Origin of the sequence: Amycolatopsis sp. AA4 (assembly GCF_002796545.1) — a bacterium.
Classification (GTDB): Bacteria; Actinomycetota; Actinomycetes; order Mycobacteriales; family Pseudonocardiaceae; genus Amycolatopsis.
In genome coordinates this window covers 8,174,356-8,197,676 of record NZ_CP024894.1, presented here as the reverse complement: position 1 = coordinate 8,197,676, position 23,321 = coordinate 8,174,356, and the positions used below count along the sequence as shown (strand labels likewise).

Below are 23,321 nucleotides of genomic sequence, written 5' to 3'. Positions count from 1 at the left end.
CAGCTAGAGGTGTTCGCATTTGGTGACACCTACAAAGGCGGCCATGCGAGGCACGGCCATGCTCACCCCCCGGATCCGCACCCTCGGCACCGCGCTGCGCGAGGCCCGGATCGACGCCCGTTTCGGACTGCGCGAACTCGCCCGCCGAGTCGGCACCAACCCCGCGCTGCTGTCGAACTGGGAGCTGGGACAACGAGTTCCCGCGCTGGAGGACGTCGCGGGCATCCTCGGCGCGCTCGGCGTCGTGGGTGCGGAGAAACAACGGATCCTGCAACTGGCGCGCGGCACCGCCGAACCGGGCTGGGTCGCCCGAGGCAAACAGTCCGACCCGGACCATCTCGGCGGGCTGCTCGCCTGCGAACGCGCCGCGACGTCAGTCGTCGAATGGCAGCCGCTTCTCGTGCCGGGACTGCTGCAGATCCCGGATTACGCGCGGGCGCTGTTCCTCGCCGACGGACTGCCGCTGAAGGACGCGGAACGCCAGGCGGAGATCCGGATGATGCGCAGGCCGCTCGTGGTCGGCCCCGGCGCGATTCCGTGTGAGGTGCTGCTGGGCGAGGCAGCGTTGCGCAATCCGGTCGGCGGGCCCGAGACGATGGCCCGGCAGCTGCGGTTCCTCGCCGATCTCATGGCGACCTCCGCGAAGCTGTCGGTCCGCGTCGTGCCCGCCGGCCACGGCGGCCATCCGGGACTCGCCGGTCGGTTTTGCGTGTACCACGTGGAGGTCGGCGACCCGATCGTCTACTTCGAGCACCAGTACTCGGGCGCCTTCCTCCTCGACGAGGGGACCGACACGTACTGCGAGGTCGCGGACCGGATCCGCGACATCTCCCTGGACTCCCGCGCCTCGGCGGCGTTCGTGCAGCGCGTCGCGCGGGAGTTCCGGGAGATCGCGCAGGGGAAACGGCGGGAGGGGCCTAGGAATATGTTCGGTTAGCCGGTACGTCGACCGCGATCCGCAGTTCGCTCTGCAGCAGGTTCTTCGACACCGAGAACCCGTGCCGCAGATAAGCCGGGATCGCGCGATCCGAGGAATGCACGGTCACCCGCTCCAGCCCGAGTTCCGCGGCCAGCCGCAGCGTCGCCTCGATCAACAGCCCGCCGACGCCGCTGTCGCGTGCTTCCGGCACGACGTACACGCATTGCACGTCGCCGCAGATCCGCGAAAAGTCGTGCGGCGTCGGCACTCTGGGGGTCAGCGCGAGGAACGCCATCCCGAGCACGCGCTCGTCTCGCACCGCCACCAGACAGCGATGCGTTTCGGCGTGTGCGCGGGCCCAGTCGGCGAACTCGCGTACGAACTCGTCCCGATTACGGTGCGGCAGCCCGTCTTTCTCCGCGACCCACCGCCAGCGCAACGCGGCGACAACGGCGAGTTCGTCGTCGCGGGCGGGGCGGATCCCGATGAGCGGTACAGCAGTCATGTCGAATTCCCGGCGGTCGCGAAGGATGGACCCGGCCGGCCGGGGGAGGGTGCCGGCCGGGTCCGAGGCCGTCAGGCGACCGCCGCGAGTTCCCGGGCCGGGTTGACCGAGCCGACGACCCGGTTGCGGCCGCTGTTCTTCGCCGCATACACCGCGGCGTCGGCCGCGGCCATCACTTCCTCGATGCTCGTCCCGTCCAGCGGGAACGCGGCCACGCCGATCGACGCGGTCCGATTCTCGATCGAGACCGCCTCGCCCTCGTTCGTCTGGGTCGGGATCACCAGCTCGCTGATCCGCTGCCGGATCCGTTCGGCGGTCACGATCGCGTCTTCCTTCGACGTCGACGGCAGCAGCGCCACGAACTCCTCGCCGCCGAACCGGCCGACGAGGTCGTGTGCCCGCGTCTCCTGCTTCACCACCGCGGCGACGGCTTTGAGCACGTCGTCGCCGGCGAGGTGGCCGAACGTGTCGTTGATCCGCTTGAAGTGGTCGAGGTCGATCATCAGGGCGCCGAAGCTGCCGTTCTCGCGCTCGGCGCGGGAAATCTCGCGCTGCGCGCCGTCCTGCCAGGTGGTGGCGTTGAGCAGCTGCGTCTTCTGGTCCGTGGTCGCGAGTTCCTCGAGCCGCTTGATCAGCATCGATCGCTGCAGCACGTACAGCGGCAGGATCACCAGCACCGACAGCAGCGGTTCGTGGCTCAGCACCATCACGAGCAGCCCGCCGACGCACAGGGTCGCCAGTTCCAGCAGGTTGTCGTCCATCGTGCCCAGGCATGATTCGGCCGTCGCCTTCGCCGGGTCGGTCAGGTACAGGCCGAGGCCGGTCAGCGCGGTGTTGACCAGGAAATACCCGAGCGCACCGGCCACGACGGTGGTGACGCTGTGGCCGTCCGTGAGGTGTCCGGCCAGCGCCGCGCCGAAACCGGACAGGATCATCGTGGTCGCGTTGGCCGCGACGCGGTGCGCCTCGCCGGGGCGCGTGCCGTTCCAGCTGCGGAACGCCAGGTAGACGTAAATGATCACGCCCAGCGCGGCGACCAGCTGCGGCGGCACCAGCAGCGCGGCCGGAAGCAGCCACACCGACGTGACGGTGATGTGCGGGCCCTGGCTCAGCATCCGGCGCTGCCGCTCGATCTGCCGCGTGACCTCGGTCTGCGCGATCGCCAGGCCGGCGAGCATGCCGAGGATGCCGAGCTGGTGGAGGCTGACCGGGAACACCAGCGTGCTGACCACGGTGAGCACCACCGTGACGGCCATGCTCGTCAGCGTGACCGCGACCCACTGCCGCGGCCTCGACCAGAGCGACCACCGGGAAACCGCGTCGCGCAGCCCCAGACCAGAAAATTCCCCCGATGTGACCATTCTTCCCCCCGGGTCTTGCGCGGATCGACAGTGACACTCGCCTTACGCACAGTTTCAGACCGTTTGCCGCCTGTCCACAAGGGCCTTAGGTGTGTACATTTTTCCCGAACACGCCGGATGAAGGGTGACCAGCGATGCGCAGCAAGGAACAGTGACCGCGTAGCAGCACCGCAAGGTCGCGCAGGTCAGGGCCTCACGCGCGGGGCATGTCGGGGTATTCAGGCAGGCTCGGCGCGTGTGGCTTCCTTCGCTGACCCCTCTTCGGCCTGCCCGGAGACACTCCGCTGCCACGCGATCGCGAGCGGAATCGTGATGAGCAACCCGGCCAGCCCGAAAATCCCGACGGTCGTCTGAGCGCTCACGTGGTCGGCGATGACCCCGCCGATCAGCGGAGTGACGCCCATCGTCGTGGTCAATCCGGTGTTCGACAGCCCCATCGTCTGCGCCCGGCTCTCGTCCGGGACCGCGACAGTCAGCGACGCCGTCGCCTGCAGCAGCGCGATCGTGCCGAAGCCGCCGGAGATCACGAACAGGAGCACCGAGACGATCGGACCCGGCTGCAGGAAGCAGAGCAGCAGCGGGATCGCGGCGAGCGCGGTCATCGGGCCGATCAGCTTCGGCCGGATCCCGGCGGGCACCCAGCGCGTGTAGACGAAGGTGAAGATCACGCTGCCCACCGGGTCGGCGGCGAGCAGCAAGCCGATCATGGTGGATCCGCCGCCCGAGGAAGCGACGTACGGCGCGGCGATGCCTTCGTATACCGGCATCAGCCCGGCGAGCCACGTGAAGACCATGAGGGACCGCAACGCGCTGGTCGCGAAGGCGACCCGGCCGCCCGCGCTGAGCGAGGAGAAGAACGGCTTGCGCTTTTCCCCGCTGGCGGCCGCGGGGCGGGCCTTCAGTCCGAAGCGGAGGAAGAGCGCGGAGAGGACGAACGTGCCCGCGTCGAGCACCAGGGCGAGGCGGGCGTCCATCGCGAGCAGCAGCGCGCCGCCGCCGGCGAAACCGAGCAGCTGCGCGGATTGGACCGTCATGCTCCGGATGCCCATGCCGACCACGAACCGGTCACCTTCGAGCACCTGCGGGAGCAATGCCAGTTGAGACGCCTTGAACGGCGGATTCAGCAGCGAAACGCAGCCGACGAGCACGCATAGTGCCCAGAACGGCAGTCCCGGAATGGCAACGCACAGAATCAAGGCCGCGCGCGTGAGGTCCACGGTGACCATGACGGCCCGGCGTGGGAAGCGGTCGGCGAGTCCGGTGAGGAAGATGCCGCCCAGCAGCGACGGGAAGAACGTGAGCGCGTAGGTGAGGCCGGTCAGCGTCGCGGAACCGGTGTTGGCGTAGACGAGGACGGACAACGCGACCCGGGCGAGCTGGTCGCCGGCGATCGACAGCAGTTCGCCGAACCACATCGCGCGGAACTCGGCGACTCCGAACACCTCGCGGAACGTGACCCGGTGTGGTGCTGTCGTCATGCGTGTACTCCCCGCTGCTGTGTGCGGACTGTGCCGCACTAGTGACCAACGGGTGACCTTAGATCCTCCTGGTCACGGGCCGGTCACACGAAGTGAGTTGTCAAGCTCAGTGTCTCGTGACTGTTGGTGATTCTCTAGGTTCTTTAGCCGGTATCCGACAGGTCACGATCAGTTCGCCACGTGTCCAGACGATAGCGCTCCGCACTGTCGGCCGGGGTGGGTTCGATCTTTGTGGTTTGTGCCACATCCGTTCGGGTGCGTCGTCCGCACTGTGGAACGGCCGCCGCGCGGGCGCCCAGCCGCGTAGCTTCGCCCGGGTGACCGCTCTCCCGACGTTCACGCTCGCCATCGTGGGCGCCGGACCTCGCGGGGTCGGCGTCCTCGAACGGCTGTCCGCGAACGCCGCCGGCCTGCTCGGCGACCGGCGGATCGAAGTCCATCTCATCGACCCGTTCCCGCCCGGCCCCGGCCGCGTGTGGCGGTACGAGCAGTCGCCGCTGCTGCGGATGAACTCGATGCCCGAGGACGTCACCGTGTTCACGGACGACACTGTCCGGATCGACGGTCCGGTGCGGCCGGGTCCGTCGCTGATCGAATGGGTGCGGCAGGTGCGCGCGGGCACGCTGTCCTATCCGGTGCCGGACGACGTCCGTGCGGAGTTCGAATCGCTCACTTCCACGGACTTCCCGACCCGGCGGCTGCAAAGCCGGTACCTGGAGTGGTTCTACCGCAAGGTGGTGGCCGAACTGCCGCCCGGCATCTCGGTGGTCGAGCACCTCGCCGCCGCCGAGAGCGTCGACGAAGACGAGACCGTGCGGCTTTCCGACGGCACCACAGTGTCCGCCGATGCCGTGGTGCTGACTGTCGGCCACCTCGACGCGGTCCCCGACTCTCGGGAACGCGAACTGGAGGCGTTCGCCGAGCAGCACCAGCTGTCTTACTACCCCGCTGGCTACACCGCGGACGTCGACTATTCCGCGGTGCCCGCCGGAGAACCGGTGCTAGTCCGGGGTTTCGGGCTCGCGTTCGTGGATCTGATGCTGCTGCTGACGGAGGGTCGCGGCGGCCGGTTCGAGGAACTGCCGTGCGGCGGGCTGCGCTATCACCTCAGCGGTGCCGAGCCGATCCTGCACGTCGGTTCCCGGCGCGGGGTGCCATACCACGCGAAGACCGGTTACCGGTTGCGCGGGAAACCGTTGCAGCTGCCCAAATTCTTCGACCAGCGCGCCATCGAGGGGCTGACCGGTCCGCTCGGCTTCCGTGCGGACGTGTGGCCGCTCATCGCGAAAGAACTCGCCTGGGCGTACTACACCGAGTTGTTCACCGGACATCCAGAACGCGTGCGCACGGATTACGCGGTCTTCGCGGACAAATTCGCCGACCTGCCGTGGTTCTCGGCCGAAATGGACGCGCTCATCGCCGCTGCGGTGCCGGCCCGGGAAGACCGGCTCGATCTGGAGCGATTGGATCGCCCGTTCGCGGGCCGCCGCTTCGATTCCGGCGAGGAATTCGGGAAAGCGGTGCGGAAATACATCGAATCCGACCTCGCGCGGCGCGCGGATGTGCACCACAGTGCGGATCTCGGCGCGTTCATGGCTCTGCTGTCGGTGATCGGTCAGCTGCCCGCGCTGCTGGCGACCGGACAGCTGACCGCCGCGTCCCAAGTGGCCGAGATGGACGGTTGGTTCCACGGCTTTTTCTCTTACTACGCAAGCGGTCCGCCACCGCGACGGCTCGACGAACTGCTCGCTCTCGAGGATGCTGGCGTCGTGTCGTTCCTCGGGGCGAACCTCTCGATCGCCGCCGACGAGGCGACGGGTGCGTTCGTCGCGTCGAGCACCAGCCATCCCGACACGGTCACCGCGCGGACGTTGATCGAGGCACGACTGCCGGACGCGAGCGTCCCGCGCGTGTCCGACCCGCTGTTGCGGAATCTGCGAGACAGCGGCGCATTGGCTGAGGAAACCGTGCCGGATGTCGACGGCGCGACACTGCCGTCCGGGCGGATCGCCACGATGCTCAACGACTTCCGCCTGGTCACCGCGGACGGATCCCCGCATCCACGACGGTTCGCGGTAGGCCCGCACACGAGCGTCCGCTCGGCAGGGGCCTTCACGCGACCGCGCACGAACGCGATCTCGTTCCGGCAGAACGACGCGCTGGCAAGGGAAATCCTGCGGCTGGCTAACCCTTGACCGCCGGTGCGATCTGCTGCGCCCATTCCCATGGCGCGGCAGTGTCGCCGGGCAGCGAGTTGAAGTACTCCCAACCGTCGATCACCCGGTTTAGCGCGTCGTTCGACAACCCGGGACTGCTCCGCAGAGCACCAGGAACACCGCCAGCACCGCCGCCGTGACCTTTCGCATGGTTCGGACCATAGGACGGCGACGGCGCCCGCGGCAGGGCCGAACGACTCAGCAGCGGCCCAGCATGTCCGTCAGTGCGGACTTCTCCGCCGAATTCACGGTGAGCTTGAACTTGTACTTGACCGTGACCCACATCTTGGCGTACGTGCACCAGTATCCGGTGGACGGCGGCTTCCACTGGTCCGGCGACTTGTCGCCCTTTTCCTGGTTCACGTTGTCGGTCACCGCGATCAGCTGCGGGTCGGACAGGTCGTTGGCGAAGGCCTGGCGCTGCGCCTGGGTCCAGGACGAGGCCCCGGTGCGCCACGCGTCGGCGAGCGGCACGACGTGGTCGATGTCCACATCGGACGGTGAGCTCCAGGTCGCGCCGTCGTACGGCGAGGTCCATTTGCCGGACGTCGGATAGCAGTCGGAGCCGACCTGGACGTTCGTGCCGTCGCGCTTGAGCACCATCTCGCGCGTGTTGCAGCTGTTGCCCTGGTCGATCCAGTGCGGGAACTTGTCGCGGCTGTAGCCGGTCTGCGAGCCGTCCGGTTTCACGGTGAGACCGGAGAGCTGGCTCTTCGCGGTGTCCGCCGACGGGATGCCCGGCGGCGTGGCGTCGGCGACGCCGACCGTGACCGAGCCGAGCAGCGCGACGCCGGCCAGGACGGTCAAGGAGTTGCGAACTGTGCGAGTGGTCGGCATATTGCTGCCTTCCTGGTCAGATGCGGGACTGATTCACCTTTGACCACGAAAGTGGCGTGCGCAACACCGTCAGGTGACAGCAAACCGACCTTCTGTAAACGGAAAGTCACCGAGAGTCCAAGTTCGCTTGAACCTCGTCCGGCGCGGGAGGGTCAGCCGCGGACCGCGCGGAGGTCGGCGGTGTGCCGGTACCAGGTCCGCCGGGTGATCTCGCGCTCCTGCGGGACACCGTCGATGACCAGCGAAGACGTCGGCACGCAGCCGAGCTGGAAGGCGCGGCCGCGGAACGTCGCGGACCGTTTGAGGAGCTTGCCGCGGGTGATTCGGGCGGTCACTCCGGAGTCGTCCGGTGCGACCTCGATGCCGGAAACCGTGCCGTCGAAAGCCACCTGTTCGTCGCAATACGCCTGGCCCTTGACATCCCGCAGGGTCGCGTGCCCGAGGAGCACGCCGCCGGTGTCGTCGCGGACGAGGGAGATCTCGGCGTCCTCGCCCTTCCAGGCGAGCGCGAACGCCTCGTCCGGGTCCGCGGGCAGCCGCCAGTGCGCGGCGACGCGGGAGCCGGACTCCGTGGCGACGAAACCGACGGACACGCCCGGGAGGAGTTCGCGGCGCATGAGACGCACCACCACGGCGGCGAGGTCGGCGTCGGCGCCCAGGACGACGAGCCGGTCGTGTTCCCCCAGCAAGGGGTCGATTTCCGCCTTGCCGGGCCGCGGCCCGGCGTGCACGAGCGGGACGTCGCCGAGCCGCGCGGGCAGATCCGCCGCGGCACCGCAGGCCACCACTATTCCGCGCACTCCGGTGTCCTCCGTTAAAGTCATGCACCGGCATTTACCAGCGCCACCCGTGCCCCCGTCCGGGGTCACTATTCCTATTGCCGAACACCTGGAGTGTCACATGCCGGCCATCGTGCTGATCGGTGCCCAGTGGGGGGACGAGGGCAAGGGCAAGGCCACCGACCTGCTCGGCGACCGCGTCCAGTGGGTCGTCCGCTACCAGGGCGGCAACAACGCGGGCCACACGGTCGTGCTGCCGAACGGCGAGAACTTCGCGCTGCACCTCATCCCGTCCGGGATCCTGACGCCGGGCGTGACGAACGTCATCGGCAACGGCGTGGTCATCGACCCGGGCGTGCTGCTGGACGAGCTGGCCGGTCTCGAGGAGCGCGACGTCGACACCAGCAAGCTGCTGATCTCGGCCGACGCGCACTTGATCATGCCGTACCACGTGGCGATCGACAAAGTCACCGAGCGCTACCTGGGCAGCCGCAAGATCGGCACCACCGGCCGCGGCATCGGGCCGTGCTACCAGGACAAGATCGCCCGCGTCGGCGTCCGCGTGCAGGACCTGCTCGACGAGAAGATCTTCCGGCAGAAGGTCGAGGCGGCGCTGGAGTTCAAGAACCAGGTGCTGGTCAAGGTCTACAACCGCAAGGCGCTCGACGCGGACCAGGTCGCCGACGAGGTGCTCGCGGCGGGCGAGAAGTTCGCGCACCGCATCGCCGACACCCGGCTGCAGCTGAACCAGGCGCTGGAGCGCGGCGAGACGGTCCTGCTGGAGGGCTCGCAGGGCACGCTGCTCGACGTGGACCACGGCACGTACCCGTTCGTCACGTCGTCGAACCCGACGTCCGGCGGCGCGAGCGCGGGGTCGGGCATCGGCCCGGGCCGCATCACGACCGTGCTGGGCATCCTGAAGGCCTACACGACCCGCGTCGGCTCCGGCCCGTTCCCGACCGAACTGGACGACGAGTCCGGCGAGTACCTGCGCAAGCAGGGCGGCGAGTTCGGCGTCACCACCGGCCGCTCGCGGCGCACCGGCTGGTTCGACGCGGTGATCGCCCGCTACGCGGTGCGGGTCAACGGGATCACCGACTACTTCCTGACCAAGCTGGACGTGCTGTCCGGACTGGAGAAGGTCCCGGTGTGCGTCGGCTACGAGGTGGACGGCTTCCGCACCTCGGACATGCCGATGACCCAGACCGACGTGCACCACGCGGTTCCGATCTACGAAGAGCTGCCGGGCTGGTTCGAGGACATCTCGCACTGCCGCACGTACGACGAACTGCCCGCCAACGCGCGCGCTTACGTCGAGCGGATCGAAGAGCTGTCCGGCGCCCGGGTGTCGGCGATCGGCGTCGGTCCGGGCCGGGAGCAGACGATCGTGCGGCACGAGTTCGCCTGAGTCTGTTGCATCGGCCGGCCCGCTGGTCGACTACAGCGGCATGACAGATGACGCGGCCGGTCGTCCCGCTCGGACGCAGAAGCTGCCGGAGCTGCGGTGGTGGTGGGTAGCCGCTGCCGCCGCGGCGACCGCGGTCCTGATCGCGGCGGCGACCTGGCTGCTGGTCAGCCAGGTCGCGACGGCCCCGACGTCGGACACGGCCCGGGCTGAACTGGACGCCATCCGCACGGCGCTGAGCCTCGCGGTCGGCACGGGCGGCGCGTTCGCGCTGTGGCTGGCGGCGCGACGGCAGCGGTCGACGGAAATCCAGATCAGGGAAACGATCGCCGCCACCGCCGAGGACCAGCGGCACCGGGAGCGGGTCCAGCTCGCGACCGAGTTCGACCTGACCGAGCGGCGGATCACCGAGCTGTACGCCAAAGCTGTCGAGCAGATCGGTTCGGACAAGGCCCCGGTGCGGCTCGGCGGGCTGTATGCGCTGGAACGGCTGGCCAATGCCAATCCGACGCTCCGGCAGGCGATCGTCAACGTTGTTTGCGCGTATTTGCGGATGCCGTTTCCGGAGCCTTCGTGGGATTACGAAAGCTCGCGAGCGGCCGAGCTGGAAAGCGGCATGTCGGATGTTGAGCGGCAGGAACGCGAGGAGCTTCAGGTACGGCTCGCTGCGCAGCAGATGCTGGCGGATCACCTCCGAGAGGCGGACGGCTCGCCGGAGAAGTGGGGCGCTTGCGATATAGACCTAAGCCGTGCGGTCTTGATCGACTTCAGGCTTCAGCGGTGCTCCGTCGGCAACGCCCAGTTCCATGGAACCCAGTTCCTAGTGGTGGCCAGGTTCGACAAAACTGTCTTTCACGGAGAGGTCTGGTTCTATCATTCCGACTTCGACCGGATGGCGAGCTTCTCCGGGGCGAAGTTTCTCGACCGAGCCGTCTTCACGGCGACGCGGTTCGGCTGGCACCTCTTGTCGCCCGGCGTGCGATTCCTTGGCGGAGCCGGGTTTCATCGCGTGGAGTTTTGCGGAAGGTGCGATTTCCGCGACGGGGAGTTCGCGCAATTCATCGAGTTCGATCAGCCGCCGAAGCTGAGCGAGCCGAGTGACGAGTATGTCGGCGATACGATGTCGTGGAACGAATTTCCCGGTACCCGCTTCAACTTCCAAGGCGCCCGGGCCGGGCAGTTGGCCGAAGAGCCGACACTGCCCGACCGGTGGAGCGTTTCCGCCGACGGGACTTTCGCCTATCGCGGCGAACTGGATCCGTCGTGATGCGAGCGCTCAGAGAACCGTTGTGCTGACTGGGGTCGGGTTGCGGAACAGGTCGAGCACCGGGCAGTGTTCGTCCACCGCGCGGCGGAGCTGTTCGTAGGCCTCGGGCGCGGCCGGGCCGTCGAGTTCCACCGAGACTCGCACGTCGCTGAAACCGGGCCGGGTCGATTCGTCGAAGCCGAAGAAGCCGTGCAGGTCCAGGTCGCCGTCGACCTTCACGCGCACCGAGTCGAGCGGAATGCCGAGCCGGGCCGCCCAGAACTGGTACGTGATCACCTGGCAGGACCCGAGCGCGGCGAGCGCGTACTCGACCGGGTTCGCCGCCTTGTCGGTGCCGCCGAGGACGGGCGGCTCGTCCACGGTGAACGCGTGGTCGCGGACCCGGACGTCCACCACCGTCGCGGTGTTCGCGGCCAGCGCGTGGTCGACGCTGAACGACACCGCCGCGTTGCGCCGGTCGGTCTGCACGGCTTGCCGGGTGCCGTCGATGACGTCGGTCAGTGACATCGGTCCTCCTGGGGTCGTCGGGCGTCCAGGGTGCGGTTTGGGTGCCTGATCGGCAGGGGCTCTCGTCGGCTGAGAACGCGGCTGGCACAAAGCCGGATGCTTGTTTCGGCTGCTGAGAAACCGGTGCCGCGCCTGAATAATTTGAAGGTATGAGCGTCGGACTGACCTTGCCCGCCCTGCCGCGGGACCCCATCACGGTGACCGAAGTGCTGAACCAAGCACGCGAGGCTGAGGAGGCGGGCGCGGCGTCGATCTGGTTCGCCCAGTTGCCCAGCGGCCACGACGCGCTGGCAGTGGCCGCGCTGGCCGGGCAGGTGACTTCCCGGGTCGAGATCGGCACCTCCGTCGTGCCGATTTACCCGCGACACCCGCTGGTTCTGGCCGCCGCCGCGCGCACGGCGAGTGAGGTGACCGACGGGCGGTTCACCCTCGGCATCGGTCTCGGTGCGAAGAACTTCCTCGAACCCGTCTATGGCACGCCGTATCCGCCCCCGGTGCGGCACCTGCGCGAGTACCTGACCGTTTTGCGCGCGCTGTTCGCCGGGGAACAAGTCGACTTCACCGGTTCGACGGTGGAGGTGCATCTGTCGGAGCCCGCGCCGGCCACGCCGATTTCGGTGCTCGTCGCCGCGATGGGCCCGCAAGCGTTGCGGGTTACTGGCGAACTGGCCGACGGCACGCTGCCCTATCTGGCCAGCCCGCGCGCTCTCTCGAACCTGATCGTGCCCGGGATCGGCCCCGGCAAGCGAGTGATCGCCGCGGTTCCGGCCGTGGTGACGAGCGACGTCGAGGCGGTGCGCGAACGTGCGGCCCAGGAACTCGGCTTCTACGGTTCGATCCCGTCGTATCAGCGCGTGCTGAAAGAGGGCGGCGTCGAAAACGCGGCGGAATTGGTGCTGATCGGCGACGAGGAGACGGTCGCCGCCGGAGTGCAGCGCTACTTCGACGCGGGCGCAACCGACGTGTTGCTCACCCAGACCGCCCTGCACACCGACGAGGACCGCCGCCGCACCTGGCGGCTGACGGGCGAGCTCAACTCATCCGGTTCGTAAGGGTTGTCGTTACGGACATTTCCTCCAGATCGAGTTCCCGCAGGACCTTCTGCAGGACGTCGTCGTCCAAGCGGCCGGCGCGGTTCTCCTCGATCATCGCCGCCCGCTGGGTGATGAGGAGTTCCCGCCGCGCCTTGGCGAATTGCGCCTGCGGACTGTCGCGCCGTTCCTCGCCGGACAGCGTGATCGCGGCCTGCGCGAACCGGTAACGGGTGTCCACCACGCGTTCCAGCCGTTGTTCGAGCCGCTTCATCTTCTCCGGCTCGATGTCCAAAGTGGACAGTTGGTCGCGGGCAAGCTCGCGCAGCCGCTCGTGCGCGGCTTTCTGCGCGACCTTGCGCGCGGCCAGTTCTTCCGCCTGGTCACGAGCGTCCTCGTCGGGGTCCTGGACCTTGAGCAGCCGAATCAACGGCGGCAGCGTGAGCCCCTGGATCAACACGGTCCCGACCGCGACGGCGAACGCGAACAGCTGAATCTCCGCCCGCCCAGGCGTACCCGCCGGCACCCCGGACGCGGCGGCGATGGTCACGACGCCGCGCATGCCGGTCCAAGAGATCACCGCCAACGAACGCCAGGCCGGCGGATCGTGCTTGGTGCGTCGGAGCAGTTGCAGTGACCGAGGCAGGTAACTGGACAGGAAGACGGCCGGAATCCGCACGAACATCGTCGCGAGCAACACGACGACCGCGGACAACGCGAGCGTCCCGTTGTCCCGCGCGGCATGCGACGCCCCGTCGAGCACGAACGGCAGTTGCAGCGCCATCAACGCGAACACCAGCGCCTCGAGCATGACGTCGATCGACGCCCAGACAGACCGGTCCTGCACCCTCGTCGCCGGCGACGCCCGCAACGACCGGTGGCCGAGGAACAGCCCCGCCGTGACGACCGCCAGCACGCCCGACCCGCTGAACTCCGCGCCGAACGGATGCAGGTGCTCCGCGGTGACGTACGCCGCGAACGGCACCACGATCCCGAACGCCGATTCGAGCAACGGATCGTCCAGCCGCGTGCGGATCAGCTCGACGACCCCGCCCGCGACCAGCCCGACCAGAATGCCGACCACCGTCGCGACGGCGAAGACCGCGAACCCGTGCCCGAGCGACCCGGCCGTCCCGGCCACCGCCGCGAGCGCGACCTTGTACAGCGTGAGCGCGGCCGCGTCGTTGACCAGACTTTCGCCGGTGAGCACCGTCATCACGCCCCGAGGCAGCCCAAGCCGCCGCCCGATCGCGACAGCCGTCACCGCGTCCGGCGGAGACACGACCGCCCCGAGCACCAGTGCCGAAGCCCACGGCAAATCGGGCAGCAGCAGATGCACGACGAACGCGATCACGAACGCGGTGGCCACCACGAGCAGCACGCCGAGCGTGATGATCGGCCGCAAGTTCGCACGAAAGTGGGAGATCGAACTCTCCAGCGACGTCGAGTACAGCAACGGCGGCAACACGACGGTCAGGATCAGCTCAGGCTCCAGCTCGACCCGCGGAACACCCGGGATCAGCGCGATCCCCAGCCCGACCACCACGATGAGCAGCGGCGCGGACAGGTTGAACCGCCGGGCGACCGCAGTCAGCCCCAGCGACCCGGCGAGCACGCCGACCAGCGTCAAGGTCTCCATGCTTCGCATCTTGACTCATGGTCCGGACGAGACGCGGATGGTGTGGGTTCGTGTCGGACCTCCCTTCGGGGTGGGGTGGACGGGCCGTGTCGCGGGCGGCTCGAGGTGTGGCCGGTCCGGTTCGCGGGCGGCTCAGGGTGAGGTGGGCGGGCGGGGTTGTGGGTGCGTCGGGGTGTGGTGGACGGTCCGGCTCGCCGGTGCGTCGAGGTGAGGTGGGCGGGCCGGGTTGTGGGTGCCGTCGAGGTGTGGTGGGCGGACCGGATCGCGGGTGCATCGAGGTGAAGGGGCCGGATCACGGGTGCATCGAGGTGTGGTGGACGGTCCGCCCGCGGGTGCCTCAAGGTGAGGTGGGCGGCCCGGGTTGCTGGCGGCTCGGGGTGTGATGGCCAGTCCGGGTCGCTGGTGCCTCGGGGGCGAGCTGCGCGGGCCAGGTAGCGGCGGCGGACGGCTTGCCGGTGGGCTTCGTGGTGCGGTCATGGGCCTTTCCCAGCGGGCGGAGTCGGCTCGGCGGCGGTTGGCTGGTGGCGTTGGCGAGCGCTGGGAGGATCCTCCTTTCGGGACAGCGCCTGCGAGAGTTAGTCGGCAGGCGGAAGGCGGCCCGGTGTTGCAGCGGTAGTGGACGGTGGACGTGGTGCCCTGGGCAGAGTCGTGGACGAAGGGAATCGCCAACCGGCATTGGCGCGACGGCGAGTTGCCGGGGGCGGGGGTCGGTAGGCATTGAGTCGGCTTGGTGGGCAGCGGCGGGCAACGTCGCCCGGTGGTGCGGCATAGGGCCGCACCGAGGCATGCAGGGCAGACGCGTTGCGGCGCTGCGGCGGCGGGGTCGACCGGAGTTGTGGGCGGCGCCCGGCTGAACAGACTCCCCTTCGGAGGCTTCGCTCAGGTACTCGCAGCGGAGCAACGCCGGAGCACCCGGCAACGCTGGACCGCGCAATTCCGGGCCGTGCAATTCCGGGCCGTGCAATTCCGGACCGTGCAATGCCGGACCGCGAAATGCCAGACCACGCGGTCGGATTGAGCGATGGCGGGCGGAGAACGGTCCGCGGTCTCGGGTGTCCTCCGGATCAGCCGAGTTCCTTCAGTTCCCTTTCCACCGCGGCCAATTCCTCCGCCGAGCCTTGCACCTTCGGGCCGGTGAACCACTTCCGCGCCGACAGGACCCACCACAGGGCCGCTCCGCCCAGGACTACCAGGAAGGCGATCGGCGTGTAGTTGAACGTGTCGACCGTGATGGGGCTTGCTTGGGGCAGCATGAAGAGCACGAAGATCACCACGACCCACGCCGTCGCGACGATGCCGATGGGTTTGCCCCAGCGGCCCAGGTTCCACGGGCCCTTCTCGAAGCTGTCGCCGCGGCGGACGCGGAGGAAGACCGGGATCACGTACGCGACGTACAGGCCCACTGTCGCGATCGAGGTGACTGCGGCGTACGCAGTCGCGCTCCACAGGTACGGCAGCGCCAGCACCAGTGCCCCGCCCGCCGCTAGCCAGACTGCGTTGGTCGGGGTTTGGGTTCGTTTGTTGATGTTGTGCCAGATCTTCGAACCCGGGATCGCGCCGTCGCGGGCGAAGGCGTAGATCATGCGGGAGTTCGCGGTCACCGAGGCCATGCCGCAGAACAGTTGTGCGCCGATGCAGATCAGGAGCAGGAATTTGCCGGTCACCGCGCCGGTCGCGTCGATGAAGATCTGGGCGGGCGGGACGCCGGTGGCAGAGTTGACGGCTCCGTCGTAGTCCTGGATCGCGAACGTCAGGCCGATCAACAGGATCCAGCCCGCGACCAATGACACGAGGATCGAGTTGATGATCCCGCGCGGGCCCGCTTTCGCGGCGTTCTTGGTTTCCTCCGTCATGTGCGCCGAGGCGTCGTAGCCAGTGAGGGTGTACTGCGCCAGCAGCAAACCGAGCAAGAACACGTAGGGCGCGGAACCCCAGCCGGTCTGGTTCACGAAGCTGCCGAACACGAACGACGCTTGCTGATGCTTCGCCGGCACGAACACGAGCACGCCGACGATCACCAGCACGCCCAGCAGATGCCACCACACGCTGACGCTGTTCAGCACTGCCACCACTCGCACGCCGAAGGTGTTCAGCACCCCGTGCACGACGAGAATGATGGCCAGCAACAAGATCGTGTGCCCCGGCGTCGCGCTGAAGCCCCACTGCAGGTCGAGGAACGCGTTGAGGAAGAGCGCGGCGCCGAAGTCGATGCCCGCGGTGACCGCGATCTGTCCGATCAGGTTGAACCAGCCGGTGAACCACGACCACGCCGGACCGTTGCGGGTCGCCAGTTTCGCGGCCCAGTAATAGAGTCCGCCCGCGGTCGGGTAGCTCGAGCACACTTCCGCCATGCCCAGCCCGACCAGCACCACGAACAGCCCGACCAGCGGCCAGCCCCAGATCATCGCCGCCGGGCCGCCGGTCTTCATGCCGAAGCCGTACAGCGTGAGGCAGCCGGACAGGATCGAGATGATCGTGAACGACACGGCGAAGTTCGAGAACGCCGACATCGTGCGTTTGAGTTCCTGCGCGTAGCCGAGCGCGTGCAGGCGAGCGCTGTCTTCGTCGGGTTGTCCGGTCTGCTGGTCGGAGACATCCATCGGGCACCCACCTGAAAGGTATGCGGACAGACCATTGAGAGTGCGCAGAAGTTAGCCCTCTCCGTTCGCGGGTGTCAAGGTTTCGCTGGTCGCTGGACGGAAGCTCCTCCGAACGGCGCAGGGCGGCTCGGGTTTGGGTGATCAACATGAGACGAGTATCTCGAACAATTGTTCGAGTGCGCATCACTCGAACAGGTCGTCTCTGGGGTGACTGAGTGCGCAGGCGATGATCAGCGAGTGAACGCCGAAGAGCTGGTCGCGATCGAACTGGCCGACGAAGAGCGCAAAGTGCTGCGTTGCGGACTGGATGAGTGGGGTGGGCCGGCGCGTTGCACTGAGGCGCTCGCAGTGGCGATGGGCTTCCAGAGCGTGGCTGATTTGCACGAGGACGGGAGCCGGCTGCGGGCAGCACTCATCGCTGGCGATCCGCTCAGCGCTGGGGACTGGCGGCGGATAGTGGTGGCTACCGAAATCGTCTTCGCCAGCGACGTGTTCGGCTCCGGCATTGACTGGTCGACAACCACCGGCTTCTCGGACGAGGAGACGATCGTGATCCTGCGGCGATTGCAGCGAACCATCGCTCGCGAGCTTCGCGGCGCGCTCCATCGGCGCAACGATTGAACAGCCGCGAAAAAGCCCGCCGGTGACCCGAAGGTCACCGGCGGGCCAGGAGAAACCAGAGAAAACTCAGCGACCGACGAAGTCCCGCACCGATTCCAGCGCGGTGTCCGGCTGGTCGGCGAAGAATCCGTCGACCCCGGCCTTCAAGAACGCCGCCTCCTCCGCGAACACGTTGCCGTACGCGCTCGGGCTGGCCGAGGAGCGCAGGTTCGCCGGGAGGAACGGGTTTTCGTTGCGGAAGGTGTAGGGCTGCACCTCGAGACCGGCGCGGTGCGCGTCGGCGATCAGCGTGGTCGGCTTGCCGAGGTTGTCCTGCGCGTCGCGCGGGATGATCTGGCCCTTCTCCGGGCCGAGGTACTTCGCGTACTTCGCGATTTCGCGCAGACCGGCGGGCGTCACCAGGTCCGCGTACGTGCGCTTGTCGCCCTTCGCGACGAAGTCCGCCGGAGCGCCCTTCGCCTCGGTCAGCTGCAGCAGCGGCACTCGCACCTGCTTGCTCAGCGCCTGCAGGTTCGACACCTCGAACGACTGGATGATCACCGGCGCGTTCGGGCGGTTCAGGCCGTTGCGGTTGAGGATCGACACGAGCTTCGGCTCCGTCGGGTTCCCGATCGAGCTGAAGTACGTCGAGTGCTTGACCTCGGGGTAGGTGCCCAGGGTCCGGTGCAGTTCGTGGCCGAGCCGCCGGGTCAGGTCGAGCACCTCCTGGTACGTCGCGATCCGGTAGCGGCCGTCGTAGAGCTGGTTGTTCGGCCGGTTCTGCGGGATCCGCTCCTTCGCGTAGAGCGTCTTCAGTTCGGCGAGAGTGAAGTCCTCGGTGAACCAGCCGGTCATCTTGGTTCCGTCGATCACCTTCGTCGTCTTGCGCGAGGCGAACTCGGGATGGGCCGCGACGTCGGTGGTGCCGCTGATCTCCGGCTCGTGCCGGGCGACGAGCTGGCCGTCCTTGGTCGGCACCAGGTCGACGTCGACGTAGTCCACGCCCATCCGCCAGGCGAGTTCGTACGACGCGAGCGTGTGCTCCGGGCGGTAGCCGGGCGCTCCCCGGTGTCCGACGATCACCGGGCCATCGTGCCGGGGACCGTGGGCGGCCGCACCCGCGGCCGTCTCCTCGCTCGCGGAGGCCGGGCCGATCGCGAGACCCGCGACGCCGAGCAGGGCCAGACCGGACAGGGCGAGCACGCCGAGGCGTTTGCGCTTCATGGGGGACCTTTCTCTACCGGGCGATCCGCAGCTCGCCACGACTACCGCGTCACCCTCACCGCCGCAAGCGTCGGGCGCGCGGCACCAGCCGGACGAGCGGTTGACAACCGGGTAAACGGTGGATGGCGGCCTAATCCGGACACTGCGCGACCGGCACCGGACCAGTCGCGCACCTGGTCCGGGCCGGGGTCGCGGACGGCGCGCTGCCGCGGCGCGACACGCACCGTTACGCTGTCCCGCGTGCGCGTACTGGTAATCGGCTCCGGCGCCCGGGAGCATGCACTCGTCCTCGCGGTGGCAGGCGACCCCGCGGTCACGGCGCTCGCTTGCGCCCCCGGCAACGCCGGCACGACTGCGGTCGCGGAGCAGCTCGGGGTCGAGCTCGCCGAGCCGGAAGCTGTCGCGGCCCTGGCCAAGGAGTGGAAGGCCGACCTCGTCGTGATCGGGCCGGAGGTGCCGCTCGTCGCGGGCGTCGCCGACGCGGTGCGCGAAGCCGGCATCGCCTGCTTCGGGCCGTCTGCCGCGGCCGCGCGCATCGAGGGGTCGAAGGCGTTCGCGAAGGACGTCATGGCGGCCGCGAAGGTCCCGACGGCTCGCAGTGAGGTCGTCGACACTCCCGCGCGTCTCGACGCCGCGCTTCAGCGCTTCGGGCCTACCTGGGTCGTGAAGGATGACGGTCTCGCCGCCGGCAAGGGCGTGGTCGTGACGCAGGACGTCGAGGTCGCGCGCAAGCACGCGCTGATGCTGCTCGACGGCGGCCACCCGGTTCTGCTGGAGTCCTTTTTGGACGGTCCGGAGGCCTCGCTGTTCTGCTTCGTCGACGGCCGCACCGTGGTGCCGATGCTGCCCGCGCAGGACTTCAAGCGCGTCGGCGACGGCGACACCGGCCCGAACACCGGCGGCATGGGCGCGTACGCACCGTTGCCGTGGGCGCCCGAGGGCCTGGTGGACGACGTCGTCGCGCGGATCGTGCAGCCGGTGGTGGACGAACTCGCCGACCGGGGCAGCCCGTTCTCCGGCCTTCTTTACGCCGGGCTCGCGCTCACCTCGGAAGGCCCGCAGGTGATCGAGTTCAACTGCCGCTTCGGCGACCCCGAGACGCAGGTTGTGCTCGCGCTGCTGCGTACGTCGCTGGTGACTGTGCTGAACGCGACCGCCACCGGGAAGCTGGCCGAGCTGCCGCCGCTGGAGTGGTCGAACGGGGCCGCGGTCACCGTCGTGATCGCTGCGGACGGGTACCCGGGCAAGCCGCGCACTGGCGACGTCATCACCGGCGGAGAGATCGAAGGCGTCCTTCACGCGGGTACGCGGCGTCGCGACGACGGTGCGGTGATCTCGGCTGGCGGCCGCGTGCTGTCGGTCGTTGGCACCGGTAAGTCGCTTAAGGCGGCGCGTAAGCACGCGTACGAGACTGTCGAGCGCGTACACCTCGCTGGCTCGCACCATCGCACCGATATCGCACTGCGCGCGGCCAACGGGGAAATAAGCACTCCCGCCTGAACAGGTTCTCCACGAAGTTCGCCTCGGGTTCACGCGCCGGTTGGTAGCCTCGAAACGGGTCCGTACGGTCACCGTCCGTATCACGGGAGGGGTTAGCGCATGCCGGAAAGCACACCGCTCACCGACCTGGCTTCGTCGGTTCCGGCAGCGCCGGGCGTGGCGGACATCGTGGTCGAGCCGGCGAAGCTGCTCGAGGTCGCGCGGGTGGTCGACGAGCAGGTCAGCGCGCTCGAAGACAAGTTGCTCACGCGGCTGGGCGAGCTGCGCGTCGACACTCCTTCGTCGGACACGGTGAGCGTGAACGCGATGGCTGCGTGGAACACGGTTGTCGCGGAAGGCGATCAGTCGTACGCCGCGCAGGTGCGTGCGTACGTCGCCAATCTGCACAAGCTTGTCGGACAGTTGCGCGAAGCAGCGAAGACGTATGAGGCCAGCGACGCGGACAAGGCCGCGGCTTTCGGGGACCGCGGTGCGCACGGCATCCACTAAGCCGATCCTCGCCGTTGTCGCGGTACTCGGGGTCGCAGGCTGCTCGTCAGGCGAGCAAGGCACCGCGTACCCCGTACAGCCCGCGATGAGTTCCCTGGCGCAGCAGACGAAAGCGGCCGCTTTGCCGCAGCGGCCGTCGGATTTGCCGATCGCCGGGACCGATCCGTGCGACTTGCTGGGTCAGGCGCAGCTCGACCTGCTGAAGGTGACGAGCGTGCCGCGCAAGGCCGCCGAGCCGAAGGACGGTCCGACCTGCGTGTTCGATTCGGACAAGACCGAACCGTTCCACGCGTTGCACCTGCGGATCGTCAACGCGGACGTGCAGGAATGGCTCACCGGATCGCGGCGCAAGAACAGCATGACCACCGCGGCCACCAGCGTCGAGGGCTATCCGGCGATCACGAACTACCGCGCGGCGGGCACGCCGGCCGACTGCGAAGTGCTCGTCGGCGTCGCCGCGGGACAGACCATGGCGGCACAGGAGTTCGCGGTCACCGCGGGCGCGTTCAGCCAGCCGCAGTTGTGCGACATCGCCACCCAGGCCGCCGGCCTGGCCGTGCAGGGCCTGAAGAACCGGACCTAGGGAGGGCGCGTGGAGATCTCCGAACTCGCGGGCAGGATCCGCGACCACCGTTTCGACGGGTGGACCGACACCGCCATCGCCGACGAGATCGAGAAATTCGGCACCGGCGACGGCATCGCCAGCATCGCCACCGCGGTTGAGGCGCTGCGCGAAATCGCGACCGCGCTCGCGGGCACCGACCACACCCTGCGCGAGCAGCTGGCGAAGCTCGGCGTCGAATGGCAGAGCCAGGCGGGCGGACAGGCCGGGCAGGTACTGTCGGACCAGGCGGGCTTCTCGCAGGACGCGATGCAGAAGGTCGCGCACACGGCGGAAATGCTTTTCGCGCAAGGAGAAGCGTTCAATCGCACCAAGTACAAGCTGCCCGACCCGGCCGCGGTGCGCAAAGGCGCGGAGAGCCTCACGCTCCTCGATTCGGTGGCGAGCTTCCTCGGTTTCGAGACCGACCACGCGGCTCAGGTGCAGGCCGCGGACAACGCGCGCGGCCAAGCGGTCGAGGCGTTGAACGCTTACGCCCAGCAGAGCGGCGAAAACCTGCTGTCCACCGAACCGCTGGGGCAGCCGCAGTCGCTCACGATGGTCCAGCCCGGCAGCGGGCCGAGCCCGGTCGACCGCGCGGCCGCGGCGGTCGAGGTGACGCCGGACGGCCAGGTGCGGCCCGCCGCGGCGTCGGTGAAGTCGCAGTACGTTCCCCCGCCGCCGCCCCCGGCTCCTCCGGCCGCTCCGGTGGGGGATCCGCCGACGCCCGGGTACGGCACGGCTTCGCCGGCACCGGCGCCTCGGCCAGCCGCGCCGGTGGTCGCGGCCAGTTACGTGCCGCCGTCTTCGCCTCCGCCCGCGGGCTGGGAGCAGGGACCCCGTGGTAACCCGCCGCGGTCAGTTCCGACCGGCGGACCGGGAATCCCCAGCGCGCCAACCACTTCGGGCGGGCCAGGCCCCTCCGGCGGGACGCGGAGTCCGGGCGGAATGCGGCCCGGCGAGTCCGGCACATTCCTGCCGACCGGTCCTCGTGGGACTGGCAGCGGGCAGGAAAGCGCGCCGGTCAACCGAGGAACTGTGGGCAGCGCCGAAAGTCTTGGCGGCGCAAGCGGATCCGGTCGTGCCGCGGTCGGCGGCTCGGGCGGGGGCAGCTACTCCGGCAGCGGGCACGAAAACCAAGCACTGCAACGAGGTCGGCTGGTCGGCAGTGCCCCGCAGGCACCGGCAGCCCCCGTCGCGGAAACCCCCGGCACCGCCCCCACCCCGCGCGGAGGCGGCGCGTCACCCGGAGAAATCGGGGCGGGCGCGGCGGCTTTGGGCGCGGGAGTAGCCGGTGGTGCGCTATCCGGAGACCGCGAAAGGCAAGGCCGCGCACAGGAAAGCCAGCCGAAGGGGTTGGTCCGGCCGTTGCCGGTGGACGAGCTTCCCGAGGAAGAAGCCGTCGCGTTGCGGAAAGCCGAGCAAATCGCGCCGAAATCGGGTGGCGGGGACGCCAAATACCTTTCCGAAGCCGCTCCGCAGGAAAGCGACGAGGAGCACGTGCGCCGTTTCGGCGTCGACGACAAGGACCTGTTCGCCGACGGCCGGATGGTGACGCGCGACGTCCTCGGCGACGGCACGGGAGACGTGCGCCGGCCGTGAACCTGGTACTGACCGCCCTCGAATTCGATGTGCTGTGGGAATCGCTGGAGCTGGGCGGACGCCCGGCCGCGCTCGCGGTTCCGTCGCCGGGCCGCACGCACACCGAACGGGCCGAGCTGATCGAGTCCGTCTGGGATTCCCTCGCGCAGCGACGGCTGGCGCGCGGCCGCCGTCCCTCTGGGACGGTGCTTGACCAGCTGCATTTGCTGGCGCGTCCGCGGGAAGCGGTGGACGTCTGGGTGTGGGCGGACCGCGAGATCCACGGCCGCGCGGTGAGCCGGGGCAGCCAGGCCGTGCTCGCGGTGGTCGACCGGGACGAGGTGTGGCTGATCCCCGCGGACGCGAGTGCGCTCGCCGACGCCGTGGTGTCGGTGGCCGGATCGCTCGACCCGGGCGTCGGCCAGTCGGTCTCGGTGCCGCACAGCACGCTGGTCGCGGCCGACGCGGCTGCCGCCGGGGAGCCGAAAGCGCTGGTCACGGCGTTGGAAGACCGGGGCGTGGCGTTGTGGGAAGCGCAGGAACTGGCGGGCATGCTGATGGGACAGGCCGCCCGCGGCCAGTTCTGCGCGGAACGGGTCCTGCGGGACGGGACGGTGCGCCGGTCACCGCATGTGGCGGCGTTTTACGACACCGATTCCGGGCGGTATCTGTTCCAGTTGACCGACGATTCGGACGGCCATACGTGGGCGACGGTGAGCCCGGCGGACAACGCGGTGCTGGCGGAGCGGGTGCGGGAGTTGCAGGCCGCGATTTGATGCCTT

At 68.8% G+C, this 23,321-nt stretch carries 20 protein-coding genes; 11 read left to right on the top strand and 9 right to left on the bottom strand.

Features of this window, described 5'->3' with window-relative positions:
• Positions 1–43: 43 nt before the first annotated feature.
• Positions 44–937 carry a Scr1 family TA system antitoxin-like transcriptional regulator gene (locus CU254_RS37980; protein WP_037716186.1) on the top strand — a complete coding sequence of 298 codons (894 nt, stop codon included), beginning with the start codon at positions 44–46 and terminating at the stop codon, positions 935–937.
• Here the strand turns inward: CU254_RS37980 and CU254_RS37975 are convergent.
• The 3 genes from CU254_RS37975 to CU254_RS37965 all read right to left on the bottom strand — a co-directional run bounded on the left by CU254_RS37975 (position 918) and on the right by CU254_RS37965 (position 4,263).
• Positions 918–1,424 (bottom strand): GNAT family N-acetyltransferase, encoded by a 507-nt coding sequence (locus CU254_RS37975; protein WP_009084883.1) that lies wholly within the window; start codon positions 1,422–1,424, stop codon positions 918–920. The genes CU254_RS37980 and CU254_RS37975 overlap by 20 nt on opposite strands.
• Positions 1,425–1,495: 71 nt before the next feature.
• On the bottom strand, positions 1,496–2,680 hold the full coding sequence (locus tag CU254_RS37970) for a GGDEF domain-containing protein (RefSeq protein WP_037718634.1): 1,185 nt from the start codon (positions 2,678–2,680) through the stop codon (positions 1,496–1,498).
• Positions 2,681–3,003: 323 nt separating this feature from the next.
• The gene (locus tag CU254_RS37965) at positions 3,004–4,263 is read right to left on the bottom strand and encodes an MFS transporter (RefSeq protein ID WP_037716184.1); all 1,260 of its coding nucleotides are present in this window, start codon (positions 4,261–4,263) and stop codon (positions 3,004–3,006) included.
• Between the two features lie 317 nt (positions 4,264–4,580).
• Here CU254_RS37965 and CU254_RS37960 point away from each other — a divergent pair, with 317 nt between their 5' ends.
• Entirely contained in the window at positions 4,581–6,458 is a 1,878-nt protein-coding gene (locus CU254_RS37960) for an FAD/NAD(P)-binding domain-containing protein (protein WP_037716182.1), read from the top strand.
• A 219-nt stretch (positions 6,459–6,677) separates the two neighbouring features.
• On the opposite strand, the gene CU254_RS37950 is transcribed toward CU254_RS37960, so the two are convergent.
• Positions 6,678–7,316, bottom strand: a complete 639-nt coding sequence (locus CU254_RS37950; RefSeq protein ID WP_037716180.1) for an HNH endonuclease family protein — start codon at positions 7,314–7,316, stop codon at positions 6,678–6,680.
• Between the two features lie 152 nt (positions 7,317–7,468).
• A complete protein-coding gene (locus CU254_RS37945) occupies positions 7,469–8,140 on the bottom strand; it encodes a hypothetical protein (protein ID WP_199786097.1) in 672 nt (223 codons plus the stop codon).
• 76 nt (positions 8,141–8,216) lie between these two features.
• Here CU254_RS37945 and CU254_RS37940 point away from each other — a divergent pair, with 76 nt between their 5' ends.
• Both CU254_RS37940 and CU254_RS37935 read left to right on the top strand, forming a co-directional pair.
• Positions 8,217–9,503 (top strand): adenylosuccinate synthase, encoded by a 1,287-nt coding sequence (locus tag CU254_RS37940; protein WP_009084870.1) that lies wholly within the window; start codon positions 8,217–8,219, stop codon positions 9,501–9,503.
• A 40-nt stretch (positions 9,504–9,543) separates the two neighbouring features.
• Positions 9,544–10,767, top strand: coding sequence for a pentapeptide repeat-containing protein (locus tag CU254_RS37935; protein ID WP_009084868.1), 1,224 nt, complete (start codon positions 9,544–9,546; stop codon positions 10,765–10,767).
• 9 nt (positions 10,768–10,776) lie between these two features.
• Here CU254_RS37935 and CU254_RS37930 read toward each other — a convergent pair whose 3' ends face one another.
• Positions 10,777–11,274: an OsmC family protein gene (locus CU254_RS37930; RefSeq protein WP_009084866.1), complete on the bottom strand. Its 498-nt coding sequence runs from the start codon at positions 11,272–11,274 to the stop codon at positions 10,777–10,779.
• A gap of 149 nt (positions 11,275–11,423) precedes the next feature.
• On the opposite strand from CU254_RS37930, the gene CU254_RS37925 reads away from it, so the two are divergent.
• Entirely contained in the window at positions 11,424–12,326 is a 903-nt protein-coding gene (locus CU254_RS37925) for a TIGR03564 family F420-dependent LLM class oxidoreductase (RefSeq protein WP_009084864.1), read from the top strand.
• Here the strand turns inward: CU254_RS37925 and CU254_RS37920 are convergent.
• A complete protein-coding gene (locus tag CU254_RS37920) occupies positions 12,307–13,944 on the bottom strand; it encodes a Na+/H+ antiporter (protein WP_037716175.1) in 1,638 nt (545 codons plus the stop codon). The two genes, CU254_RS37925 and CU254_RS37920, sit on opposite strands and share 20 nt — an antisense overlap.
• Before the next feature lie 1,064 nt (positions 13,945–15,008).
• Positions 15,009–16,544: an amino acid permease gene (locus CU254_RS37915; RefSeq protein ID WP_009084860.1), complete on the bottom strand. Its 1,536-nt coding sequence runs from the start codon at positions 16,542–16,544 to the stop codon at positions 15,009–15,011.
• A gap of 237 nt (positions 16,545–16,781) precedes the next feature.
• Here CU254_RS37915 and CU254_RS37910 point away from each other — a divergent pair, with 237 nt between their 5' ends.
• Complete coding sequence (locus tag CU254_RS37910; protein ID WP_199786096.1) at positions 16,782–17,165, top strand: hypothetical protein; 384 nt, start codon at positions 16,782–16,784, stop codon at positions 17,163–17,165.
• A 66-nt stretch (positions 17,166–17,231) separates the two neighbouring features.
• Here the strand turns inward: CU254_RS37910 and CU254_RS37905 are convergent, their stop codons facing one another.
• Positions 17,232–18,368, bottom strand: a complete 1,137-nt coding sequence (locus tag CU254_RS37905; protein WP_009084856.1) for a glycerophosphodiester phosphodiesterase — start codon at positions 18,366–18,368, stop codon at positions 17,232–17,234.
• 240 nt (positions 18,369–18,608) lie between these two features.
• On the opposite strand from CU254_RS37905, the gene purD reads away from it, so the two are divergent.
• From purD to CU254_RS37880, 5 genes are all read left to right on the top strand, one after another.
• Complete coding sequence (purD, locus tag CU254_RS37900) at positions 18,609–19,868, top strand: phosphoribosylamine--glycine ligase (protein WP_009084854.1); 1,260 nt, start codon at positions 18,609–18,611, stop codon at positions 19,866–19,868.
• Between the two features lie 99 nt (positions 19,869–19,967).
• Positions 19,968–20,357, top strand: a complete 390-nt coding sequence (locus CU254_RS37895) for a PE domain-containing protein (protein WP_009084852.1) — start codon at positions 19,968–19,970, stop codon at positions 20,355–20,357.
• Positions 20,293–20,940 (top strand): DUF3558 domain-containing protein, encoded by a 648-nt coding sequence (locus tag CU254_RS37890; protein ID WP_009084851.1) that lies wholly within the window; start codon positions 20,293–20,295, stop codon positions 20,938–20,940. The genes CU254_RS37895 and CU254_RS37890 overlap by 65 nt, the downstream gene beginning before the upstream one ends.
• Before the next feature lie 9 nt (positions 20,941–20,949).
• Positions 20,950–22,560, top strand: coding sequence for a PPE domain-containing protein (locus tag CU254_RS37885; RefSeq protein WP_009084849.1), 1,611 nt, complete (start codon positions 20,950–20,952; stop codon positions 22,558–22,560).
• A complete protein-coding gene (locus CU254_RS37880) occupies positions 22,557–23,315 on the top strand; it encodes an ESX secretion-associated protein EspG (protein WP_009084847.1) in 759 nt (252 codons plus the stop codon). The genes CU254_RS37885 and CU254_RS37880 overlap by 4 nt, the downstream gene beginning before the upstream one ends.
• Positions 23,316–23,321 lie beyond the last annotated feature (6 nt).

What these genes read in the sequence shown, in the direction of transcription:
- CU254_RS37895 (WP_009084852.1), top strand. Translation starts at nt 19,968, where the DNA reads ATGCCGGAAAGCACACCGCTCACCGACCTGGCTTCGTCGGTTCCGGCA.
- CU254_RS37970 (WP_037718634.1), bottom strand. Translation starts at nt 2,680, where the DNA reads ATGGCCGTCACGGTGGTGCTCACCGTGGTCAGCACGCTGGTGTTCCCG.
- CU254_RS37965 (WP_037716184.1), bottom strand. Translation starts at nt 4,263, where the DNA reads ATGACGACAGCACCACACCGGGTCACGTTCCGCGAGGTGTTCGGAGTC.
- CU254_RS37890 (WP_009084851.1), top strand. Translation starts at nt 20,293, where the DNA reads ATGAGGCCAGCGACGCGGACAAGGCCGCGGCTTTCGGGGACCGCGGTG.
- CU254_RS37980 (WP_037716186.1), top strand. Translation starts at nt 44, where the DNA reads ATGCGAGGCACGGCCATGCTCACCCCCCGGATCCGCACCCTCGGCACC.
- CU254_RS37915 (WP_009084860.1), bottom strand. Translation starts at nt 16,544, where the DNA reads ATGGATGTCTCCGACCAGCAGACCGGACAACCCGACGAAGACAGCGCT.
- CU254_RS37930 (WP_009084866.1), bottom strand. Translation starts at nt 11,274, where the DNA reads ATGTCACTGACCGACGTCATCGACGGCACCCGGCAAGCCGTGCAGACC.
- CU254_RS37920 (WP_037716175.1), bottom strand. Translation starts at nt 13,944, where the DNA reads ATGGAGACCTTGACGCTGGTCGGCGTGCTCGCCGGGTCGCTGGGGCTG.
- CU254_RS37925 (WP_009084864.1), top strand. Translation starts at nt 11,424, where the DNA reads ATGAGCGTCGGACTGACCTTGCCCGCCCTGCCGCGGGACCCCATCACG.
- CU254_RS37935 (WP_009084868.1), top strand. Translation starts at nt 9,544, where the DNA reads ATGACAGATGACGCGGCCGGTCGTCCCGCTCGGACGCAGAAGCTGCCG.
- CU254_RS37940 (WP_009084870.1), top strand. Translation starts at nt 8,217, where the DNA reads ATGCCGGCCATCGTGCTGATCGGTGCCCAGTGGGGGGACGAGGGCAAG.
- CU254_RS37950 (WP_037716180.1), bottom strand. Translation starts at nt 7,316, where the DNA reads ATGCCGACCACTCGCACAGTTCGCAACTCCTTGACCGTCCTGGCCGGC.
- CU254_RS37905 (WP_009084856.1), bottom strand. Translation starts at nt 18,368, where the DNA reads ATGAAGCGCAAACGCCTCGGCGTGCTCGCCCTGTCCGGTCTGGCCCTG.
- CU254_RS37945 (WP_199786097.1), bottom strand. Translation starts at nt 8,140, where the DNA reads ATGACTTTAACGGAGGACACCGGAGTGCGCGGAATAGTGGTGGCCTGC.
- CU254_RS37975 (WP_009084883.1), bottom strand. Translation starts at nt 1,424, where the DNA reads ATGACTGCTGTACCGCTCATCGGGATCCGCCCCGCCCGCGACGACGAA.